Genomic DNA, 18,547 nt, shown 5'->3' on the forward strand with positions numbered 1-18,547 from the left:
GGTGCACCTATTGTGGAGCCACTCAAACGCCTCGCCAGTGGTATTGACGGTCTGGATGCATTGCTCAAAGGGGGGCTGATTGTTGGCGCCTCTTATATCGTTCAGGGCCGACCAGGGTCGGGCAAGACCATTCTGGCCAATCAGTTGGCCTTCAATCATGCCGGCCAGGGCGGGCGGGTTCTGGTCGCTACCCTGTTGAGCGAGTCTCATGAGCGTTTGTTCCAGTACCTTTCAACGCTGAGCTTCTTCGATTCAAGTGTGTTGGGTAATCAGATCCAGTTTGTCAGCGCCTTCGATACCCTGGAGCGTGAGGGGCTGGAATCGGTGGTCAAATTATTGCGTGGCGAAATCAGTCATCATCAAGCGACGTTACTGATCGTCGATGGCTTGCTGACGGCCAGGTCGCGTGCCGAAACCACACTGGATACCAAAAAATTCATTGCCGAGTTGCAAGGCCATGCCGCCTTTGCCGGCTGTACGGTGTTGCTGCTTACCAGTTCACAATTGGATGACGGCAGCCCTGAGCACACCATGGTCGATGGTGTTGTCGAGCTGACTGAGACGTTGATCGGAAGCCGCTCTGTGCGCAGTATCCAGTTGCGCAAGACGCGAGGCAGCGGTGCCTTGTCGGGGTTGCATGAGTGTGAAATCACTGCAGATGGCCTGCAGGTCTACCCGCGACTGGAATCGCTGTACAGCCATCCCAGCGGCATGGGCAGCAGCGAATTGAGCCGGGTTGCGAGCGGGGTCAAGTGCCTTGATCAGCTGCTGGGCGGAGGATTGCCCTCAGGTTCAATGACCCTGGCCATGGGGCCGTCAGGGATCGGCAAGACATCGCTGGGGGTCAGCTTTCTGGCTGCCGCCACGGTTAAAGCGCCAGGGCTGCACTTTGGCTTTTATGAAACTCCGCAGCGCCTGCGCCTGAAGGCCAGTGCTCTGGGGCATGACTTCGCGGCCATGGAGCGCAGTGGCGCGCTGCATATTGCCTGGCAGCCGACCACTGAGGGCGTGCTCGATGAGGTAGGCGCACGTTTGCTGCACCTGGTTCAGGCCCACGGCATCCGCCGTGTCTTGATTGACAGCCTGGGCGCTTTCACACGCCTGGCGACTCATCCGGCACGGCTCAATGAATTCTTCAGGGCCTTGATCGGAGAATTGCGCGCCCGTGACGTGAGTGTCATGGCAACCTGGGAAATGCGGGATATTTTCGGCTCGGAAATCAATGCGCCTGCGCCAGACCTGTCGAGCATTGTCGATAACCTGCTGTTGCTGCGTTTTGTTGAGCTGGAGTCCACGCTCAAACGTTTGCTGTCGATCCTCAAGGTGCGTGATAGCAACTACGATCCGGCGCTGCTGGAGTTGATCATTAGCGCCCACGGTATCGAATTGCACAAAGCTTTCACCCAGGCCACGGCAGTGCTGTCAGGCACGCCGACGCCAGCGGCGGGCGCGTGAGCGTTCGGGTGGGGTGATCATGAGCACGATCCTGGTCGTCGACGACGAGTACCTGATTGCCGATATCCTCGGCTTCCTGCTGGAAGACGAAGGTTTTGAAGTCCTGAAGGTCGGCAATGGCGAGCAGGCCCTGGAAACGCTGGCTCGCACCCAGGTGGAACTGGTGATCACCGATTACATGATGCCCAGGCTCAACGGAAAAGACCTGGCACTGAAAATGCGTGAAGACCCGAAATTACAGGCGCTGCCGGTGATCTTGATCAGCGGTGCCCAGGCGCATGAGGGATGGGATAGTCCCGAGTTGTTCGTGGCTGTCTTTGATAAACCCTTCGACATCCCCACGTTGGTTGCCAAAGTTAATGAGCTGCTCCGACCGTCCACGTCGTCATGAGGGCTTGCGGCCACACTGTTGCGGGTGGCTTGGGCTCAAGCGCATCCGTGCGGCTTGAATCAGCGGGCATTACTCGTGATGAGTGTCTCCTTTCTCTGGTGGCGGGCTGCCGGCCTGAATGCGCTTGTAGATCTCTTCACGGTGCACCTGTACATCCTTAGGTGCATCGATGCCAATCCTTACTTGCATGCCCTTGACACCCAGAATGGTGACTTTGATGTCATTGTTAATGATGATGGTTTCGCCAACCTTGCGGGTGAGTATCAGCATGTATATCTCCTTGTTAACGTAAGTAGCTTGGCAGGACGTGCCCGCACAAGCCCGGAACACGTGCAGCGCGTTCCTCTTTTCCTTCATTAAAGACGCTTTCGGGGAATATTAATTCCCCCGAACACAGAATCTGTAGAGAGTCTTTAGTCGCAGGTGCCTTTAGAGGCTATTGAGCACTTCGCAGCAGCCAGTGCTGCTCACGCCCGCAAGCATAGGGGTCTTGAGCGAATATGGGAAATTTCTCTGCATGATAGTAGAGCTGAGGCCTGCTGAATCGTTTTTCAAGGGGGGAAGAGAGGGTAATTACCCCAATAATGCTACGGATTTGATTTGCGCCATGAGCTGCTGGCCGCTATGCAAGCCCAACTGATCGGCTGAATAGCGGGTGATCCGTGCCAACAGTACGCTGCCGTCGGCATCGAGGCTGACCAGGACGTGGGCGCTGTTGTCGGCCGCCTGATGGCTGCGCACGTGCACCGGTAGGCGATTGAGGATGCTTGAGTGGCTGTCTTCGACCAGGCTCAGGCTGACATCCCGGGCCTGCACTTTGAGGCGAAGTGATGTGCCCAGAGCCAGCGGTTCGTGTGCCAGACGTAGCTGCAGCGTACTGTCCGGTAACTGCAGGCTCAACAGTTGGTAGGCCGAATCGTAGTGGCTCACCCGGCCCTCGATGATCACGCCGGCCTCATCGCCCTGAGCCAGGGGCAGGTCGAGGCGCGCGAGGGTTGCGGCAATCGGGCCGCAGGCCTGGACTTTGCCCTGTTCCAGCAGTACCAGGTGATCGGCCAGGCGGGCGACTTCGTCCTGGGCGTGGCTGACGTAGACCAGCGGGATGTCCAGTTCTGCGTGTAATCGTTCCAGGTACGGCAGGATCTCGCGTTTGCGGGGGCCGTCGAGCGCTGCCAGGGGTTCGTCCATCAACAGCAGTTGTGGGCTGCTGAGCAAGGCGCGGGCAATGCCTACCCGTTGGGCTTCACCACCCGACAGTGTGGCGGGTTTGCGTTCGAGCAAGTGCTCGATCCCCAGCAAGGCACAGGCCTGTTCAAGGCTGACCTTGCGCGCATCGACCGGGATACGCCGCCAGCCGAATTCCAGGTTGCCCTTTACGGTCAGGTGCGGGAACAAGCTGGGCTCTTGGAACACATAGCCAATCGGGCGCAGGTGCGGGGCAATGAAGTGGTTGCGTCGCGAGTCCTGCCAGATCTGCCCATTCACTTCGATGTAGGCATCTGCTGCCCGCTCCAGGCCGGCCAGGCAGCGCAGGCAGGTGGTCTTGCCTGAGCCAGAATGGCCAAATAGCGCACTGATACCGCGACCGGGCAACTGTAAGTCGACATCCAGTTCGAAGCTGTCCCGCGCTACCTTGAGCCGGGCGTGAATCATGTTCTGCACGGTCAGCTCCAGGTCGATTTGCCTTGGCGGCTGGAGTACAACGCCAGCAGCACAAGGAAGGAGAACACCAGCATGGCACCGGCCAGCCAGTGAGCTTGCAGGTACTCCATGGCTTCGACATGGTCGAAGATCTGCACCGACACCACCCGGGTCTTGTCAGGAATGTTGCCACCGATCATCAGCACCACGCCGAACTCACCGACGGTGTGGGCAAAGCCAAGAATGCTCGCGGTGATAAAACCGGGGCGAGCCAGCGGCAACACCACATGGACAAAACTGTCCCACGGGCTGGCGCGCAGGGTGGCGGCCACTTCCAACGGGCGTTCGCCGATGGCGCTGAAGGCGTTCTGCAAGGGTTGCACAACAAAGGGCATCGAATAGATCACCGAGCCGATCACCAGGCCGCTGAAGCTGAACACTACGGTGCCCAGCCCCAACGCCTCGGTGGTTTGCCCGATCCAGCCGTTGGGGCCCAGGGCCAGCAACAGGTAGAAGCCGATGACCGTCGGTGGCAGTACCAGGGGCAGGGCAACCACCGCGCCCACTGGCCCGCGCAGCCAGGAACGCGTACGCGCCAGCCACCAGGCGATGGGGGTGCCGACCAACAACAAAATCAATGTGGTCAGGCTGGCCAGTTTGAAGGTCAGCCAGATGGCACCCAGGTCGCTGGCATCCAGTGGCATCAGATTTCGTAACCGTAAGACTTGATCAGCGCCGCCGCTTTCGGGCCTTTGAGGTACTCAACCAGCGCTTTGGCGGCCGGGTTGTCCTTGCCTTTGTTGAGGATCAGCGCATCTTGTTTGATTGGCTCATGCAGGCTGGCCGGGACGATCCAGGCCGAACCTTCGGTGACTTTGCCGTCTTTGTAGATTTGCGACAGGGCGACGAAGCCCAGCTCGGCATTGCCGGTGGAGACGAACTGGAAGGCCTGGGTAATGTTCTGGCCCTCGACGATTTTCGCCTTGGTGGCCTCGGTGAGCTTGAGCTTGTCCAGTACCTGAGTGGCGGCCAAGCCGTAGGGGGCCGCTTTCGGGTTGGCGATGGACAGGTGCTTGTATTCGTTCTTTTTCAGCACTTCGCCTTCGGCGTCGACGTAGCCAGGCTTGGCAGACCACAGCGCCAGGGTGCCAATGGCATAGGTGAAGCGTGAGCCTTTGACACCGTCACCTTCGCTTTCCAGTTTTGCCGGGGTGCTGTCGTCAGCCGCGAGGAACACTTCGAAAGGCGCACCGTTCTTGATCTGCGCATAGAACTGCCCGGTAGCGCCATAGGCGGCGACCAGCTTGTGGCCGGTGTCTTTCTCGAAGTCTTTGGCGATGGCCTGGATGGGCGCGGTGAAGTTGGCCGCGACAGCGACCTGAACCTCTTCGGCCCAGGCACTGTTGAAGGTCATGAACGCGGCCAGGGCGGCCAAGGCAAAACGAGGTGCGCACTTACTCATGAAACACAGCTCCATAGGCTGAGGGGTAATCGTTATGTAGGCGAATATATAGCGATTACCCGACAAACGGGAAGCTCTGCTTCAGCGATTGAGTTGCGCGAGGGCGTTTCCAGCCAGTGTGCGCGTCAGCTCACCGGCCGCAAGCGCTTGACCCAGACGCAGCGCCTGGCCCGACCAGAGGTTGCTGAAATCACTGCTGCCTTTGGGTTCGCTGATCGCCCGCAGTGGCATCAGTGCCCCACCCGCGAGGGGGAAGTGCGGTGCCAGCTCGCTGATCGGCCCCAGCTCGCGCATGATCCGGGTGTTGATGCCGCGTGCCGGGCGCCCGGTAAACAGGTTGGTCAGGGCGGTGTCGCTTTCTTTGGCGCTGTGCAGGGCCTGGCGGTGGGCTGCCGAGATTTTGGCTTCTGGGCAGAACAGGTAAGCGGTGCCCAGTTGCACCGCCGAAGCGCCCAGCGCCAGGGCGGCAACCATGCCGCGATGGTCGCCGATGCCGCCAGCGGCGATCACTGGTACGTTCACCGCATCGACGATTTGTGGCACCAGCGCCATCGTGCCCACCTGGCTGTTGAGGTCAGTGCTGAGGAACATCCCGCGGTGTCCACCGGCTTCGTAGCCCATGGCGATGATGGCATCGCAGCCATGCTGTTCCAGCCAGAGCGCTTCCTCTACGGTGGTGGCGCTGGACAGCACCTTCGCACCTGTGGCCTTGACCCGTGCCAGTAATCCAGCCTCTGGTAAACCGAAGTGGAAGCTCACCACGGCAGGGGTGAACTCCTCCACCAACTGACAGGCGGCGTCGTCGAACGGTGCGCGGTTGGACACCGGCGTCGGCGCGTCATAATCGGCACCCAGCTCGTCATAGTAGGGTTTGAGCGCCTGCTTCCAGGCGGCATCGCGCGCCGGGTCGGGCTGCGGTGGCTGGTGGCAGAAGAAATTGACGTTGAGCGGCCCTGGGCAGGCCTGGGCAAAGGCCACCAGTTCGGCGCGGATCTGCTCCAGGCTGAGGGTGGCGCAAGGCAGCGAGCCCAGGCCGCCGGCGTTACCTACGGCAATGGCCATGGCCGAGCCCGTGGCGCCGGCCATGGGCGCCTGAATGATCGGTAGTTCAATGCCTAGCAGATCGAGAAGACGGGTGTCCGGCCATTGGCTCATGCCTGGTTTTCCTTGTGTGTGGCGACCGTTACAGGGCTTTGCTGACCTTGATGTCAGTGATCTTTTTCGCGTCTTCGCCGTGGAGCTTTTCCAGTGCTGCCTGCACTTCTTCCGGGGTATCGCTGCTCATCTGGGCGAAGTCGAAGCGTCGCTCGCCGTCAAGTTTGTATTTGATGACGTACTTGGTGGTCTGGCTCATGGCTTATCTCAGTTTCGACGACGAACGGCGGATGAACTTGATCTTGTGGGTGAAGGTCGGCTTGCTCACCGCCGACAAGGCACGCGGGCCAACGGTGTCGATGGTGATGTTCCAGAAACCGGTGCTGGGCACGGTGATTTTTGCCGGGAAGTCGACGAATGCACCGCCATGGTAGGTATGGCGCCCGCCGTTCTTGAAGCTGCGGAAGTTGGCGTCGTTCATCAGACGGATATTGCAGCGCTGGGAGCACTCGATGACGACGATGTCGTCTTCGTTGAGGTGCTCGCGCTGGTGTACGAATTTCATGTTGCTCTCCGCAATGGATCTTTGGGCAGATCAAAACGATACCATGATCAACGGTTACACTGTCGCCCTTCGTGCCTGGGCCAAGATAAATCTGCCAATCAAGGGAGCAAAATGGTCCTGGCGCGGTCAGAGTATTTTTCCGTGGTGGAGGTGTAGCTTGATGAAGTGGGTTGTAGCAGCGTTGGCAGTTACGTTGGGCGGTTGTGCCAGCGTATCGGAGCTTGAAAACTCGCCGGAAACCTTGAACGTGATTTCTGGCAAGAAGCCCCAGGAGTACGCCACCTGCGTACAGCAGCAGTTGTCTGAATCCCGTGGTCCGCTGGAAGTAGAAGCGCACCACGACGGCGTGCGCCTGGTCGTGCCGCAAAAGGTCGGTGCCGGGCCTGCGGCGGTGGTCGATATCAACGAGCGCGGGAGTGGCAGCAGCATCAAGTTGTACGAACGCCTGAACAACTTCCCTCTGCGTCTGGGCGACGTGAAGACTGCAGCGACGCACTGCATCTCCGGTTGACCTCGGTGGGAGCGGGACTTGCCCCGCGATCGGCTGCGCAGACACCGTAAAAACCACCATTCACAGAGCAACTAACACACTGGGGCGACAGGATTAGCTGCCGCTTCGTGCCAGATCGCGGGGCAAGTCCCGCTCCTACCGGGTGATGGCCTTATGGCCAGTTAAAGCCTCCACAAGACAGTTAATGCCTAATGCCGGTTACTGATCATAATCCGATCAAGGGGCTGGTCAGTGCGCACGGAAAAGAGTACAAATGTACTCTATGAATACATTATCGCCCAAACGCCGCGCCATCCTCGAGTTCATTCGCGAGCGCATCGCCGAACATGGTCAGCCACCGAGCCTGGCCGACATTGCTACAGCCTTCGGTTTTGCCTCGCGCAGTGTGGCCCGCAAACATATCCTGGCGTTGACTGAAGCCGGTTTCATCGAGGTCACCCGCAACCAGGCCCGCGGCATTCGCCTGGCCGGTGCGTTACGCCGCCCCGAGGTGTTGGAGATTCCGGTGCTGGGGCAGGTGGCAGCAGGGCGGCCCATCGGCCCGGACGTCGATATCCACGAGCAACTGATGCTCGATGCCCATCTCTTTAGCCGCTCGCCCGACTACCTGCTCAAGGTGCGGGGTGACTCGATGCTCGATGACGGCATCCTCGACGGCGACCTGGTCGGTATCAAGCAACAGGCTGAAGCCCGTGACGGGCAGATCATCGTCGCCCGCCTGGACGGTGAGGTGACCATCAAGCGTTTCGAGCGGGTCAGTGCCCAGCAGTACCGCCTGCTGCCGCGTAACCCTGCCTACGCCCCGATCGAGGTCGGCCCGGGCCAGGACTTCGTCATCGAGGGGGTGTTCTGCGGTTTGGTGAGGCGCGGCTGATGGGCGCCGTAGTCAGCCTCGATGGGCTGCTCGACCAGCGACGGGTCTGGAAGGGCCGCCCTCAGGCTCAGCCTCAGGGTGAGCAGCCCACCGGCCATGCGCAGCTCGATACGCGACTACCGGGCGGCGGCTGGCCGCCCGGCGCACTGACTGAGGTGTTGTTGGCGGCCTGGGGCAGCAGCGAGTTGCAGTTGCTCTGGCCCAGCCTGGCGCGCCTGACGGCCAGCGGTGAACGGGTGGTGCTGATTGCCCCGCCTTTCATTCCCTATGCACCGGCCTGGCAGGCGGCCGGCGTCGACTTGCAGTGGCTGACCGTGGTCGAGACGGCCGCCGACGAGGTGCTCTGGGCTGCCGAGCAATGCCTGCGCTCGGGCAGTTGCGGGGCGGTGCTGTGCTGGCCGCACAAGGCCGACGACCGCGCCTTGCGCCGCTTGCAGGTGGCTGCTGAAAGCGGCCAGACCCTGGCCTTTGCCTTGCGCCCACTGCAGGTCGCATTGAACCCTTCACCGGCGGCCTTGCGCATTGCCGTCGACAGCCACCCGGCGCAATGGCGCGTGCTCAAGTGTCGGGGCGGCCTGGTCCCGGCCATGCCGATTGCCTGTCCAGGGCGAGGCTGATGGATCATGCGTTGGGCCTGTATTGTGCTGCCACAACTGGCACTCGACGCGGTGCTGCGTGGGCGCGCTGATCCCGAGGCACCCTTGGTGCTGCTCAGCGGTCCGCCCCAGCGACGGCTGCTGCAGGCGGTCAATCCGGCTGCGGCGGCACTTGGCCTGCGTGCAGGGCAGTCACTGACCACTGCTCAGGCGCTGGCGGGGCATTTTACCTGCGTCGATCATGACCCTGCCGCCATCGACGCCCTGCAGCAGTTGCTCGCTGCCTGGGCTTACCAGTACAGCTCTCAGGTCAGCCTGCATTACCCACGGGTACTGTTGTTGGAAGTCGAATCCAGCCTCGGCCTGTTCGGCCCGTGGCCGGCGTTCGAAGCGCGCTTGCGCGCCGAGTTGACTGCCCTGGGTTTCCGCCACCGCATTGTTTTGGCCAGTAACCCGGTGGCCGCGCGCATGCTTGCCAACTGTCATGATGGTCTGGCGCTCGATGGCCCCGAGCAAACGCACGCGGCTCTGGCGCAACTGCCCATTGAACGGGTCGGCTTGCCCGCAGAGGCCGCCAGCGCCTTCGCCCGCATGGGGCTGCGCAGGCTCGCCCAGGTCATGGCGCTGCCCCGCGAGGCCCTGGCCCGGCGTTTTGCTGCGGCGGTGCAGCTGCACCTGGACCGCTTGCTGGGGCTACGGCCCATGGCCCTGACGTTCTACCTGCCGCCCGATCACTTCGATGCGCGCCTGGAACTGAATTTCGATGTTGAATCGCACCAAGCCTTGCTCTTTCCGCTGCGCCGCTTGATCAACGACCTGGCAGCCTTCCTCGCCGGCCGCGACAGTGGCGTGCAGCGTTTTACCTTGCACCTGGAGCATGCCGAAGGCACAGACACCTGCGTGCCGGTTGGCCTGCTGGCTGCCGAGCGTGACCCGCTGATGCTGTTTGAGCTGGCCCGTGGGCGCCTTGAGCAGCTGCAACTGCAGGCCCCGGTGCGCAACCTGCGCTTGCAGGCCGAAGACTTGCCGGCCTTTGTCCCGCAGCACCGCGAGTTGTTCGACCCGCGCCCGCAGCAGAACCAGCCCTGGGAGCAATTGCGCGAACGCCTGCGCGCGCGTTTGGGCGACACGGCGGTGCATAGCCTGTCGGCCCGGGCCGACCATCGCCCCGAGTGCGCCTGGCGCCTGGATGATACCGCCATGCTCGCGGCTGCCACCCCCTCAGCGTTACGCCCGGGCTGGTTGCTGGCCGAGCCCCAGGCTTTGCCGGGTACAGGGGTGCAATTGCTGACAGACGCCGAGCGAATCGAATCCGGCTGGTGGGACGGTGGTGATGTACGCCGCGATTATTACCGGGTGCAAACCCCCACCGGGCAGTATGCCTGGGCCTACCGCAACCTGGGCGAAGACGGGCCGTTGTGGCTGCAGGGCTGGTTTGCATGAGCTACGCCGAACTGCATTGCCTGTCGAATTTCAGCTTCCAGCGCGGTGCCTCCAGCGCTCAGGAGTTGTTCAGCCGCGCTCACCAACAGGGTTATCAGGCCCTGGCGATCACCGACGAGTGCACCCTGGCCGGTATCGTCCGGGCCTGGCAGGCGGCCAAGGCGGTCGCCTTGCCGTTGATCGTCGGCAGTGAAATACGCGTGCACGAGGGCCCCAAGCTGGTGCTGCTGGCCGAAAACCTGGTCGGCTACCAGCACCTGTGTCGGCTTATCACTGAGGGGCGACGGCGGGCGCAGAAAGGTGCCTATCAGGTGCTGCGTGAAGACTTCGACACCCCTCTGGAGGGTTTGCTGGCACTGTGGGTGCCTGATGAAAACGAACATGACCCGGCGTCAGGCCACTGGCTGCAGGAGCGCTTCGCCGAGCGTTTGTGGCTGGCGGTGGAGTTGCACCGTGGCGCCGACGACGGGCAGCGCCTACAGCAGCTATTGGCTTTGGCGGCCGCACTGCAACTGCCTGCCGTGGCCGCGGGCGATGTGCACATGCATGCCCGTGGCCGACGCGCCTTGCAAGACAGCATGACGGCGATCCGTCATCACTGTAGCGTGGCTGAGGCCGGGCAGCGTCTGTTCGCCAACGGCGAACGCCACCTGCGGCCGTTGCCGCAACTGGCCGAGCTGTATCCGCAGGCGTTGCTCGATGAAACCCTGCGTATCGCCGCGCGTTGTCACTTCGACTTGAGCCAGTTGCGCTATCAGTACCCCAGTGAACTGGTCCCCGTTGGCCAGACTGCCAGCGGTTGGTTGCGGCATTTGTGCGAGCAGGGGCATCGCTGGCGCTGGCCGGGAGGTATTGAAGAAAAGGCCCGCCAGGCCCTGGAACACGAGCTTGAGCTGATTGCTGAGCTGAGCTACGAGCACTATTTCCTCACCGTTTACGACATCGTCAACTTTGCTCGTGGCCAGGGCATTCTCTGCCAGGGGCGCGGTTCGGCGGCCAACTCGGTGGTGTGTTTCGTGCTGGGTATCACCGAGCTGGACCCGATGCACAGTCACCTGTTGTTCGAACGGTTTCTGTCGCGCGAGCGCGACGAGCCTCCGGACATCGACGTCGATTTTGAACACGACCGCCGTGAAGAAGTCCTGCAATACGTGTTCAACCGCTACGGCCGCCACCGTGCCGCCTTGACCGCCGTGGCCAGCACCTACCATGCCGCCGGTGCGGTGCGGGATATCGCCCGGGTACTGGGCTTGCCGGTGGCGCAGATCAACGCCCTGGCCGATTGTTGTGGGCGCTGGAGTGATCGCCTGCCAACGCCCGAACAGCTCCGTGAAGCCGGTTTCGACCCCGACAGCCCGTTGCTGCGACGGGTGCTGGTGTTGACCGGTGAGTTGATCGGTTTTCCCCGCCACCTGTCGCAGCACCCAGGCGGTTTCGTGATTTCCGAACAGCCACTGGCCAGCCTGGTGCCGGTGGAGAATGCGGCGATGGAGGGGCGCACGGTCATCCAGTGGGACAAGGACGACCTCGACCTGGTCGGCCTGCTCAAGGTCGATATCCTCGCCCTGGGTATGCTCAGTGCATTGCGGCGCTGCTTCGACCTGCTGTACCGCTATCGTGGCCGCCAACTGAGCCTGGCGCAGATTCCTGCCGATTGCGCCGCCACCTACGAGATGATCGGTCGCGCCGACACCATCGGCGTGTTCCAGATCGAGTCGCGGGCGCAGATGGCCATGCTGCCGCGGCTCAAACCCAAGAAGTTCTACGACCTGGTGATCGAGGTGGCGATCGTGCGCCCCGGGCCGATTCAGGGCGACATGGTTCACCCGTACTTGCGGCGGCGCCAGGGCCTGGAGAAGGTGACGTACCCGTCGCCAGCGTTGAAGCAGGTGTTCGAGCGCACCCTGGGCGTGCCGCTGTTCCAGGAGCAGGTGATGGAGCTGGCCATGGTCGCCGGTGGCTACTCAGCCGGTGAAGCTGATCAATTACGGCGGGCCATGGCGGCCTGGAAGCGCCATGGCGGCCTGGAGCCGCACCGCGAACGCTTGATCAACGGCATGCTCGGCAATGGCTACAGCCGTGAATTCGCCGAGCGCATCTTCGAGCAGATCAAAGGCTTTGGCAGTTATGGCTTTCCTGAGTCCCATGCCGCCAGTTTCGCCTTGCTGACCTACGCCAGCTGCTGGCTCAAGTGTCACGAGCCGGCGATCTACGCCTGCGCCCTGATCAACAGTTGGCCGATGGGCTTCTACAGCCCCGACCAGATCCTTCAGGACGCCCGCCGCCACCAAATCGAGATCCGCCCGGTAGATGCCTGCCATAGCGACTGGGACTGCAGCCTGGAGCCGGGGGCAGGGCAGGCGTTGGCCATTCGTTTGGGGCTCCGGCAGATCCGCGGCTTTCGCCAGGACGACGCCCGGCGTATCGAACAGGCTCGCAGCGAAGCGCCCTGGCGAGATGTCAGCGACCTCTGCCTGCGCGCGCAGCTCGATGCCCGGGCACGTGAACTGCTGGCCGATGCCGGGGCCTTGCGCGGGCTGGCCAGTGACCGCTACCGGGCGCGTTGGAGTGTGGCGGCAGTGCAGGCGCAACTGCCCTTGTTCGCTGGCATCGACGCCCCGCCGGAAGCCCCGGTGGACCTGCCACAGCCCTCGGTCGGCGAAGACCTGTTTGCCGACTATGCCAGCGTCGGCACTACGTTGGGGCCCCATCCGTTGACCTTGTTGCGCCGCCGTCTCAATGCGCTGGGGTGTCGCAGTTCGCAGGCGCTGGAGGGCGCCGAACATGGCGATAAAGTCAGCGTGGCGGGCCTGGTGACGGGACGCCAGCGTCCGCAGACCGCCAGCGGGGTGACGTTTGTCACCCTTGAAGACGAGTTTGGCAATGTCAACGTGGTGGTCTGGCGCGAGTTGGCCGAGCGTCAGCGCCGGGCCCTGATCGGCTCACGCTTGTTGCGGGTGAGTGGGCGGCTTGAATGTGAAAGTGGCGTGCGTCACCTGATCGCCCAGCGCCTGGAAGACCTCAGCCCGTTGCTGCAAGGGCTGGACGTGCGCAGCCGCGACTTCCACTAACCTTGCCTCTTGGTGTAGGAGCGGGCTTGCCCCGCGATTGCGATCAGGCTGATACACCGCAATCGCGGGGCAAGCCCGCTCCTACACCATCGCCAGGTGTTGTTTACGCGTCGGTGGCGGAAAGGCACGGTCGATGGCGCGCAAATCTTCGCTGGTCAAGGTCAGGCTGGCTGCTGCCGCCACATGCTCAGGGTCTACCGCCTTGGGAATCGCAATCACGCCCTCTTGGCGCGTCACCCAGGCCAGGCTGACTTGCGCCGGGGTGGCGCCATGGCGTTCAGCAATTTCGATCAGGGTCTGGTGTTTGAGTAAACGCCCGGCCTGGGCCAATGGGCAGTAGGCCATGGTCGGCAGTTGGCGCTTTTGGCTCCACGGCAACAGGTCGAACTCGATACCGCGCTGGGCAGGGTTGTACAGCACCTGATTGGTCGCGCAATCCGGATTGTGCAGCTCGCGCAGGTCGTCGGTGTCGAAGTTCGACACGCCCCAGCGCCGGATCTTGCCCGCTTCACGCAGGCGCTCGAAGGCTTCGACGGTTTCTTCCAGCGGATACTGGCCGCGCCAGTGCAGCAGGTACAGGTCGATGCAGTCGGTCCCCAGGCGCTTGAGGCTACGCTCGCAGGCCGCCGGGACACCCTTGCGGCTGGCGTTGTGCGGGTACACCTTGCTGACCACGAACACCTGGTCACGACGCCCGGCGATGGCCTGGCCGACCACTTCTTCAGCACCGCCTTCAGCGTACATTTCGGCGGTGTCGATCAGGTTCAGGCCCAGCTCGATCCCTTGTTGCAACGCAGCCACTTCACGTGCGCGCTGGCCGGGATCTTCACCCATGTACCACGTGCCTTGACCAATGACCGGAACCGTTATGTCGGCGAGTTTGACCGTGCGCATGTCACCTCCTGTGGGCGAGTTTGTTCTTGTAATAGGTCGAGCAGCGCCTGGGCCGCTGCCGAAAGTTTATGGTCAGCCAGCATTGACACACCAATGCGCCGTTCGATGACCGGCTCAGCCAGCGCCACGCACCGGGCGCCGAGTTCCTCCATCTGGCCGATACACAAAGATGGCACGGCACTGACACCCAAGCCATTGGCAACCATACGGCCGATGGTCGATAACTGGTGGCTCTCAAACGCCACGGCCAGCTTGCCATGCTCAGCCGCCAGGTGTTGCTCCATCAGCAGGCGAACGGCCGAAGGGCGCTGCAAGGCAATGAAGTCTTCGGCCAGCAATTCATGCCAACTGACCTGGGCCTGGTGAGCCAAGGGTGAATCGGCAGGTACCACCGCGACAAAACGGTCCAGGTACAACGGTGTGAACAGCAGCGGCGCACTGACCTCCGGCTCAATGCCGATGCCCAGTTCGACACGGCGGTGGCGTACCAGCTCCAGCACTTGTTCGTTGATAACGTCATGCACGGTGACGTTGACCCGTGGATAGCGCTGGCGAAACACCTTCAGCACCGCCGGCAGCAGGTTACCGGCGTAAGCCGGCATGGCGGCAATCGACACCCGCCCCAACTGCAGGGTAAAGCGTTGGCGCAGCAGTTCTTCGGTGTTGTCCCAGTCGGCCAGCAGTTGCCGGGCCAGTGGCAGCAGTACCTCACCCTCGGGGGTCAGGTTGACGCTGCGCGTGGTGCGGCTGAGCAGGGCGCCGCCGAGGTTGTCTTCGAGGGCCTTGATGGTCAGGCTCAGTGCCGGCTGCGACAGGTGCAAGCGTTCACCGGCCTGAGCAAAGCTTCGGTATTTGGCGACAGTGACAAAGGCGCGCAGCTGCTTGACGTTCATCGGTATGGGCTATTCTTTTGAAAAACAAATCAAATGATCACAAAAACAAAATTAACAAATAAGTCTGTTGGGGTGAAGATGGCTCAAACGCTCGCCGACACCCCTGTCGGTTCAACAACTACAAAAGGCGGATCAGCATGGCCGGACTGGACAAGCGCGTAGCAACCTATGAACAGGCCCTTGAAGGCCTGACCGACAATATGACAGTACTGGCCGGTGGTTTCGGTCTGTGCGGTATTCCGGAAAACCTCATTAACGAAATCAAGCGTCGTGGCGTCAAGGGCCTGACTGTGGTTTCCAACAACTGCGGCGTCGATGGCTTTGGCCTCGGTGTGCTGCTTGAAGATCACCAGATTCGCAAAATGGTCGCTTCCTACGTGGGCGAGAACGCTGAGTTCGAGCGCCAGTTGCTCAGCGGTGAACTGGAAGTGGAACTGACTCCACAGGGCACCCTGGCGGAAAAAATGCGCGCTGGCGGTGCTGGCATCCCCGCGTTCTTCACCGCAACCGGCTACGGTACTCCGGTGGCCGAAGGCAAGGAAGTGCGTGAGTTCAACGGTCGCAAGTACATCCTGGAAGAAGCTATCACCGGCGACTTCGCCATCGTCAAAGGCTGGAAGGCCGACCACTACGGCAACGTGGTGTACCGCAACACCGCGCAGAACTTCAACCCGCTGGCGGCCACGGCCGGCAAGATCACCGTGGTTGAAGTCGAGGAAATCGTCGAGCCGGGCGTGCTGCTGCCTACCGAGATCCATACCCCGGGTATCTACGTCGACCGGGTGATTGTCGGCACCTTCGAGAAGCGTATCGAAAAACGCACCCTCAAAGCCTGAACCGTCCCCGAACAGAACAACAAAGAGATCCTGACCATGGCACTTACCCGCGAACAAATGGCCCAGCGCGTCGCCCGCGAACTCAAGGACGGCTACTACGTCAACCTCGGCATCGGCATTCCTACGCTGGTGGCCAACTATGTCCCAGCCGATATGGACGTCATGCTGCAATCGGAAAACGGCCTGCTGGGCATGGGTGAATTCCCGACCGAAGCGCAGCTGGACGCCGACATGATCAACGCCGGCAAACAAACCGTGACCGCCCGCCGTGGCGCGTCGATTTTCAGCTCGGCCGAATCCTTTGCGATGATCCGGGGCGGTCATGTCGACCTGACCGTACTGGGTGCTTTTGAAGTGGACGTGGAAGGCAACATCGCTTCCTGGATGATCCCTGGCAAACTGGTCAAGGGCATGGGCGGGGCGATGGACCTGGTGGCCGGTGCCGACAACATCATCGTCACCATGACCCATGCCTCCAAAGACGGCGAATCTAAGTTGCTGTCGCGTTGCAGCCTGCCGCTGACCGGTGCGGGTTGCATCCGCAAGGTGCTGACTGACCTGGCCTACCTGGAGATTGAGAACGGCGCGTTCATCCTGCGTGAAACTGCGCCAGGCGTGTCGGTCGAAGAGATCATTGAAAAAACCGCTGGCAAGCTGATCGTGCCAGACGATGTGAAAGAAATGACGTTCTGATTCCGCTTTTCGGGCCTCATCGCGGGGCAAGCCCGCTCCTACAGGGAACCACGCACTCCTTGTAGGAGCGGGCTTGCCCCGCGATGGGGCCTTTTGCCGTTCATACAAAATCAATAAAAGGAAATCCCCGTGGCCGCTGATATCCAAGACAGCCGCTCCGCTCGCTTTGCCCTGCGTTGCTCAAACTGGGCCGAACGCTGGTTCCCCGATTCCTGGGTATTCGCCGCCCTGGCGGTGATTCTGGTATCCGTCGCCGCCCTGGCCATGGGCGCCAAGCCTACTGATACCGCCAAGGCCTTTGGTGACGGCTTCTGGAGCCTGATTCCATTCACGATGCAAATGGCCTTTGTGGTCATCGGCGGCTATGTGGTGGCCAGCTCGCCACCGGCAGTCAAGCTGATTGATCGCCTGGCGCGCCTTCCGAAAAACGGCCGCACGGCCGTCTGCTGGGTCGCGTTGATCTCGATGCTGGCCTCATTGCTCAACTGGGGGCTGTCGCTGGTGTTTGGCGGCTTGCTGGTACGCGCATTGGCGCGGCGCACCGACTTGCACATGGACTATCGCGCGGCCGGTGCGGCAGTTTACCTCGGGCTGGGGGCGGTGTGGGCGCTGGGTCTATCGTCGTCGGCTGCGCAACTGCAGGCCAACCCGGCCAGCCTGCCGCCGTCGATTCTGGCGATCACCGGGGTGATTCCGTTTACCGAAACCATTTTCCTCTGGCAGTCAGGGGTATTGTTGCTGGCGCTTCTGGTGGTGTCGTTGATCGTAGCCTATGCCACCGCCCCCGGGCCTGGCAGCGCCCGCAGCGCCGCCGACTGTGGCATTGACCCCAGCTTCTCGGCACCGCCACCGCCGCAGCGCACACGCCCAGGTGAGTGGCTGGAATACAGCCCGATCCTGATCCTGCTGCTGGTCGCCCTGGCCGCAGGCTGGCTGTACAACGAGTTCACCACCAAACCTGCGATTACCGCGATTTCCGGGCTGAACACTTACAACCTGTTGTTCATCATGCTTGGCGCCTTGCTGCACTGGCGTCCGCGCAGCTTCCTCGACGCAGTGACCCGTGCGGTACCGACCACCACTGGCGTGCTGATCCAGTTCCCGCTGTATGGCTCGATTGCGGCCATTCTTACCCAGGTTCAAGGTGTTGATGCGCAAACGTTGGCTCACCACATCTCGACCTTCTTCGTACAGATCGCCACCCACGACACTTACGCGCTGCTGATGGGCGTGTACTCGGCGGTGCTGGGCTTCTTCATCCCCTCGGGCGGTGGCAAGTGGATCATCGAAGCGCCTTACGTGATGCTGGTCGCCAATGACCTGCAATACCACCTCGGCTGGGCGGTACAGATTTACAACGCCGCCGAAGCGCTGCCGAACCTGATCAACCCGTTCTACATGCTGCCGTTGCTCGGTGTACTCGGCCTGAAAGCGCGCGACCTGATCGGCTTCTCCTTCGTGCAGTTGTTGGTGCATGCGCCACTGGTGCTGGTTCTGCTGTGGCTGCTGGGCACCACCTTGCAATACACCCCGCCAGTGATGCCAGGCTGACACGCTGTGGGAGCGGGCTTGCCCCGCGATAGCGATGGGTCTGACGGATCGCTATCGCAGGGCAAGCCCGCTCCTACGGCGATCAGCTTGGGATCATGGCGAAGCCGACACCAAAACGGTTCCAGGCGTTGATGGTGGCGATGGCCAGCGTCAAATTGGCCACTTCGGCTTCGCTGAAGTGCTCCAGCAACGCGCGGTACTGATGCTCCGGCGCATGCCGATCAGGCAGGCAGGTCAGGCTTTCGGTCCAGGCCAGCGCTGCGCGCTCACGGGGGGTGAAGAACGCGGTGTCTTCCCACACGCTCAGCGTTTGCAGGCGCGCCTCGGTTTCGCCGGCTTTGCGTGCGTCATTGGCGTGCATGTTGACGCAATAGGCACAGCCATTGATCTGCGAGGCGCGCAGGCGAATCAGCTCCAACAGCGACGATTCCAGGCCGGACTTGCTCAGGGCCATTTCCAGGCCAACCATGGCTTTGTAGGCTTCAGGTGAATGCTTGGCCCATTCGATACGATTGCTCATCTGTGTTCTCCGGTCAGTTCTGCATCAAGCAGTGGTGGCACTACCTTAGCGCTGCG

20 protein-coding genes are annotated in these 18,547 nt (G+C 61.9%); 10 read left to right on the forward strand and 10 right to left on the reverse strand.

The window, feature by feature from the left end; translation table 11 throughout:
- Positions 1-9: 9 nt before the first annotated feature.
- Together E1573_RS17015 and E1573_RS17020 are read left to right on the forward strand one after the other, a co-directional pair.
- Complete coding sequence (locus E1573_RS17015) at positions 10-1,455, forward strand: ATPase domain-containing protein (RefSeq protein ID WP_133215742.1); 1,446 nt, start codon at positions 10-12, stop codon at positions 1,453-1,455.
- Between the two features lie 19 nt (positions 1,456-1,474).
- Positions 1,475-1,846 carry a PleD family two-component system response regulator gene (locus tag E1573_RS17020; RefSeq protein ID WP_133215743.1) on the forward strand — a complete coding sequence of 124 codons (372 nt, stop codon included), beginning with the start codon at positions 1,475-1,477 and terminating at the stop codon, positions 1,844-1,846.
- Positions 1,847-1,915: 69 nt separating this feature from the next.
- Here E1573_RS17020 and csrA read toward each other — a convergent pair whose 3' ends face one another.
- From csrA to E1573_RS17050, 7 genes are all read right to left on the reverse strand, one after another.
- Entirely contained in the window at positions 1,916-2,116 is a 201-nt protein-coding gene (csrA, locus tag E1573_RS17025; RefSeq protein ID WP_133215744.1) for a carbon storage regulator CsrA, read from the reverse strand.
- Between the two features lie 303 nt (positions 2,117-2,419).
- Entirely contained in the window at positions 2,420-3,508 is a 1,089-nt protein-coding gene (modC, locus tag E1573_RS17030) for a molybdenum ABC transporter ATP-binding protein (protein ID WP_371925183.1), read from the reverse strand.
- A gap of 2 nt (positions 3,509-3,510) precedes the next feature.
- A complete protein-coding gene (gene modB / locus E1573_RS17035; protein WP_133215745.1) occupies positions 3,511-4,191 on the reverse strand; it encodes a molybdate ABC transporter permease subunit in 681 nt (226 codons plus the stop codon).
- Complete coding sequence (modA, locus tag E1573_RS17040; protein ID WP_133215746.1) at positions 4,191-4,949, reverse strand: molybdate ABC transporter substrate-binding protein; 759 nt, start codon at positions 4,947-4,949, stop codon at positions 4,191-4,193. Before modA ends, modB begins: the two co-directional genes overlap by 1 nt.
- Before the next feature lie 81 nt (positions 4,950-5,030).
- Complete coding sequence (locus E1573_RS17045) at positions 5,031-6,104, reverse strand: nitronate monooxygenase family protein (RefSeq protein WP_133215747.1); 1,074 nt, start codon at positions 6,102-6,104, stop codon at positions 5,031-5,033.
- Positions 6,105-6,132: 28 nt separating this feature from the next.
- On the reverse strand, positions 6,133-6,303 hold the full coding sequence (locus tag E1573_RS26750; protein ID WP_165957345.1) for a hypothetical protein: 171 nt from the start codon (positions 6,301-6,303) through the stop codon (positions 6,133-6,135).
- A 3-nt stretch (positions 6,304-6,306) separates the two neighbouring features.
- Positions 6,307-6,609 carry a DUF1883 domain-containing protein gene (locus tag E1573_RS17050; protein ID WP_133215748.1) on the reverse strand — a complete coding sequence of 101 codons (303 nt, stop codon included), beginning with the start codon at positions 6,607-6,609 and terminating at the stop codon, positions 6,307-6,309.
- 160 nt (positions 6,610-6,769) lie between these two features.
- On the opposite strand from E1573_RS17050, the gene E1573_RS17055 reads away from it, so the two are divergent.
- The 5 genes from E1573_RS17055 to E1573_RS17075 all read left to right on the forward strand — a co-directional run bounded on the left by E1573_RS17055 (position 6,770) and on the right by E1573_RS17075 (position 13,104).
- The gene (locus E1573_RS17055) at positions 6,770-7,120 is read left to right on the forward strand and encodes a hypothetical protein (protein WP_133215749.1); all 351 of its coding nucleotides are present in this window, start codon (positions 6,770-6,772) and stop codon (positions 7,118-7,120) included.
- A gap of 253 nt (positions 7,121-7,373) precedes the next feature.
- Entirely contained in the window at positions 7,374-7,994 is a 621-nt protein-coding gene (gene lexA / locus E1573_RS17060) for a transcriptional repressor LexA (RefSeq protein ID WP_133215750.1), read from the forward strand.
- Positions 7,994-8,611: a translesion DNA synthesis-associated protein ImuA gene (gene imuA / locus E1573_RS17065; RefSeq protein ID WP_133215751.1), complete on the forward strand. Its 618-nt coding sequence runs from the start codon at positions 7,994-7,996 to the stop codon at positions 8,609-8,611. Before lexA ends, imuA begins: the two co-directional genes overlap by 1 nt.
- A gap of 6 nt (positions 8,612-8,617) precedes the next feature.
- Positions 8,618-10,033 (forward strand): DNA polymerase Y family protein, encoded by a 1,416-nt coding sequence (locus E1573_RS17070; RefSeq protein ID WP_133215752.1) that lies wholly within the window; start codon positions 8,618-8,620, stop codon positions 10,031-10,033.
- Positions 10,009-13,104: an error-prone DNA polymerase gene (locus E1573_RS17075; protein WP_218568385.1), complete on the forward strand. Its 3,096-nt coding sequence runs from the start codon at positions 10,009-10,011 to the stop codon at positions 13,102-13,104. Before E1573_RS17070 ends, E1573_RS17075 begins: the two co-directional genes overlap by 25 nt.
- Positions 13,105-13,185: 81 nt before the next feature.
- On the opposite strand, the gene E1573_RS17080 is transcribed toward E1573_RS17075, so the two are convergent.
- Positions 13,186-13,998, reverse strand: coding sequence for an aldo/keto reductase (locus E1573_RS17080; protein WP_133215754.1), 813 nt, complete (start codon positions 13,996-13,998; stop codon positions 13,186-13,188).
- On the reverse strand, positions 13,971-14,891 hold the full coding sequence (locus E1573_RS17085) for a LysR family transcriptional regulator (RefSeq protein WP_133215755.1): 921 nt from the start codon (positions 14,889-14,891) through the stop codon (positions 13,971-13,973). Before E1573_RS17085 ends, E1573_RS17080 begins: the two co-directional genes overlap by 28 nt.
- 137 nt (positions 14,892-15,028) lie before the next feature.
- Here E1573_RS17085 and E1573_RS17090 point away from each other — a divergent pair, with 137 nt between their 5' ends.
- The 3 genes from E1573_RS17090 (at position 15,029) to E1573_RS17100 (ending at position 17,971) form a co-directional block, all read left to right on the forward strand.
- A complete protein-coding gene (locus E1573_RS17090) occupies positions 15,029-15,727 on the forward strand; it encodes a CoA transferase subunit A (RefSeq protein WP_045183840.1) in 699 nt (232 codons plus the stop codon).
- 36 nt (positions 15,728-15,763) lie between these two features.
- A complete protein-coding gene (locus tag E1573_RS17095) occupies positions 15,764-16,420 on the forward strand; it encodes a CoA transferase subunit B (protein ID WP_133215756.1) in 657 nt (218 codons plus the stop codon).
- Between the two features lie 129 nt (positions 16,421-16,549).
- Positions 16,550-17,971 (forward strand): short-chain fatty acid transporter, encoded by a 1,422-nt coding sequence (locus E1573_RS17100; RefSeq protein ID WP_133215757.1) that lies wholly within the window; start codon positions 16,550-16,552, stop codon positions 17,969-17,971.
- An 82-nt stretch (positions 17,972-18,053) separates the two neighbouring features.
- Here E1573_RS17100 and E1573_RS17105 read toward each other — a convergent pair whose 3' ends face one another.
- Positions 18,054-18,491 carry a carboxymuconolactone decarboxylase family protein gene (locus tag E1573_RS17105; RefSeq protein ID WP_133215758.1) on the reverse strand — a complete coding sequence of 146 codons (438 nt, stop codon included), beginning with the start codon at positions 18,489-18,491 and terminating at the stop codon, positions 18,054-18,056.
- Positions 18,492-18,547: the final 56 nt, after the last annotated feature.

Origin of the sequence: Pseudomonas sp. H9 (assembly GCF_004353925.1) — a bacterium.
Lineage (GTDB): Bacteria > Pseudomonadota > Gammaproteobacteria > Pseudomonadales > Pseudomonadaceae > Aquipseudomonas.

Bases quoted from the DNA above. Each gene is read 5' to 3' on its own strand.
- E1573_RS17020 (WP_133215743.1), top strand. From the start codon at position 1,475: ATGAGCACGATCCTGGTCGTCGACGACGAGTACCTGATTGCCGATATC.
- csrA (WP_133215744.1), bottom strand. From the start codon at position 2,116: ATGCTGATACTCACCCGCAAGGTTGGCGAAACCATCATCATTAACAAT.
- modB (WP_133215745.1), bottom strand. From the start codon at position 4,191: ATGCCACTGGATGCCAGCGACCTGGGTGCCATCTGGCTGACCTTCAAA.
- modA (WP_133215746.1), bottom strand. From the start codon at position 4,949: ATGAGTAAGTGCGCACCTCGTTTTGCCTTGGCCGCCCTGGCCGCGTTC.
- E1573_RS17045 (WP_133215747.1), bottom strand. From the start codon at position 6,104: ATGAGCCAATGGCCGGACACCCGTCTTCTCGATCTGCTAGGCATTGAA.
- E1573_RS26750 (WP_165957345.1), bottom strand. From the start codon at position 6,303: ATGAGCCAGACCACCAAGTACGTCATCAAATACAAACTTGACGGCGAG.
- E1573_RS17050 (WP_133215748.1), bottom strand. From the start codon at position 6,609: ATGAAATTCGTACACCAGCGCGAGCACCTCAACGAAGACGACATCGTC.
- E1573_RS17055 (WP_133215749.1), top strand. From the start codon at position 6,770: ATGAAGTGGGTTGTAGCAGCGTTGGCAGTTACGTTGGGCGGTTGTGCC.
- lexA (WP_133215750.1), top strand. From the start codon at position 7,374: ATGTACTCTATGAATACATTATCGCCCAAACGCCGCGCCATCCTCGAG.
- imuA (WP_133215751.1), top strand. From the start codon at position 7,994: ATGGGCGCCGTAGTCAGCCTCGATGGGCTGCTCGACCAGCGACGGGTC.
- E1573_RS17070 (WP_133215752.1), top strand. From the start codon at position 8,618: ATGCGTTGGGCCTGTATTGTGCTGCCACAACTGGCACTCGACGCGGTG.
- E1573_RS17080 (WP_133215754.1), bottom strand. From the start codon at position 13,998: ATGCGCACGGTCAAACTCGCCGACATAACGGTTCCGGTCATTGGTCAA.
- E1573_RS17085 (WP_133215755.1), bottom strand. From the start codon at position 14,891: ATGAACGTCAAGCAGCTGCGCGCCTTTGTCACTGTCGCCAAATACCGA.
- E1573_RS17090 (WP_045183840.1), top strand. From the start codon at position 15,029: ATGGCCGGACTGGACAAGCGCGTAGCAACCTATGAACAGGCCCTTGAA.
- E1573_RS17095 (WP_133215756.1), top strand. From the start codon at position 15,764: ATGGCACTTACCCGCGAACAAATGGCCCAGCGCGTCGCCCGCGAACTC.
- E1573_RS17105 (WP_133215758.1), bottom strand. From the start codon at position 18,491: ATGAGCAATCGTATCGAATGGGCCAAGCATTCACCTGAAGCCTACAAA.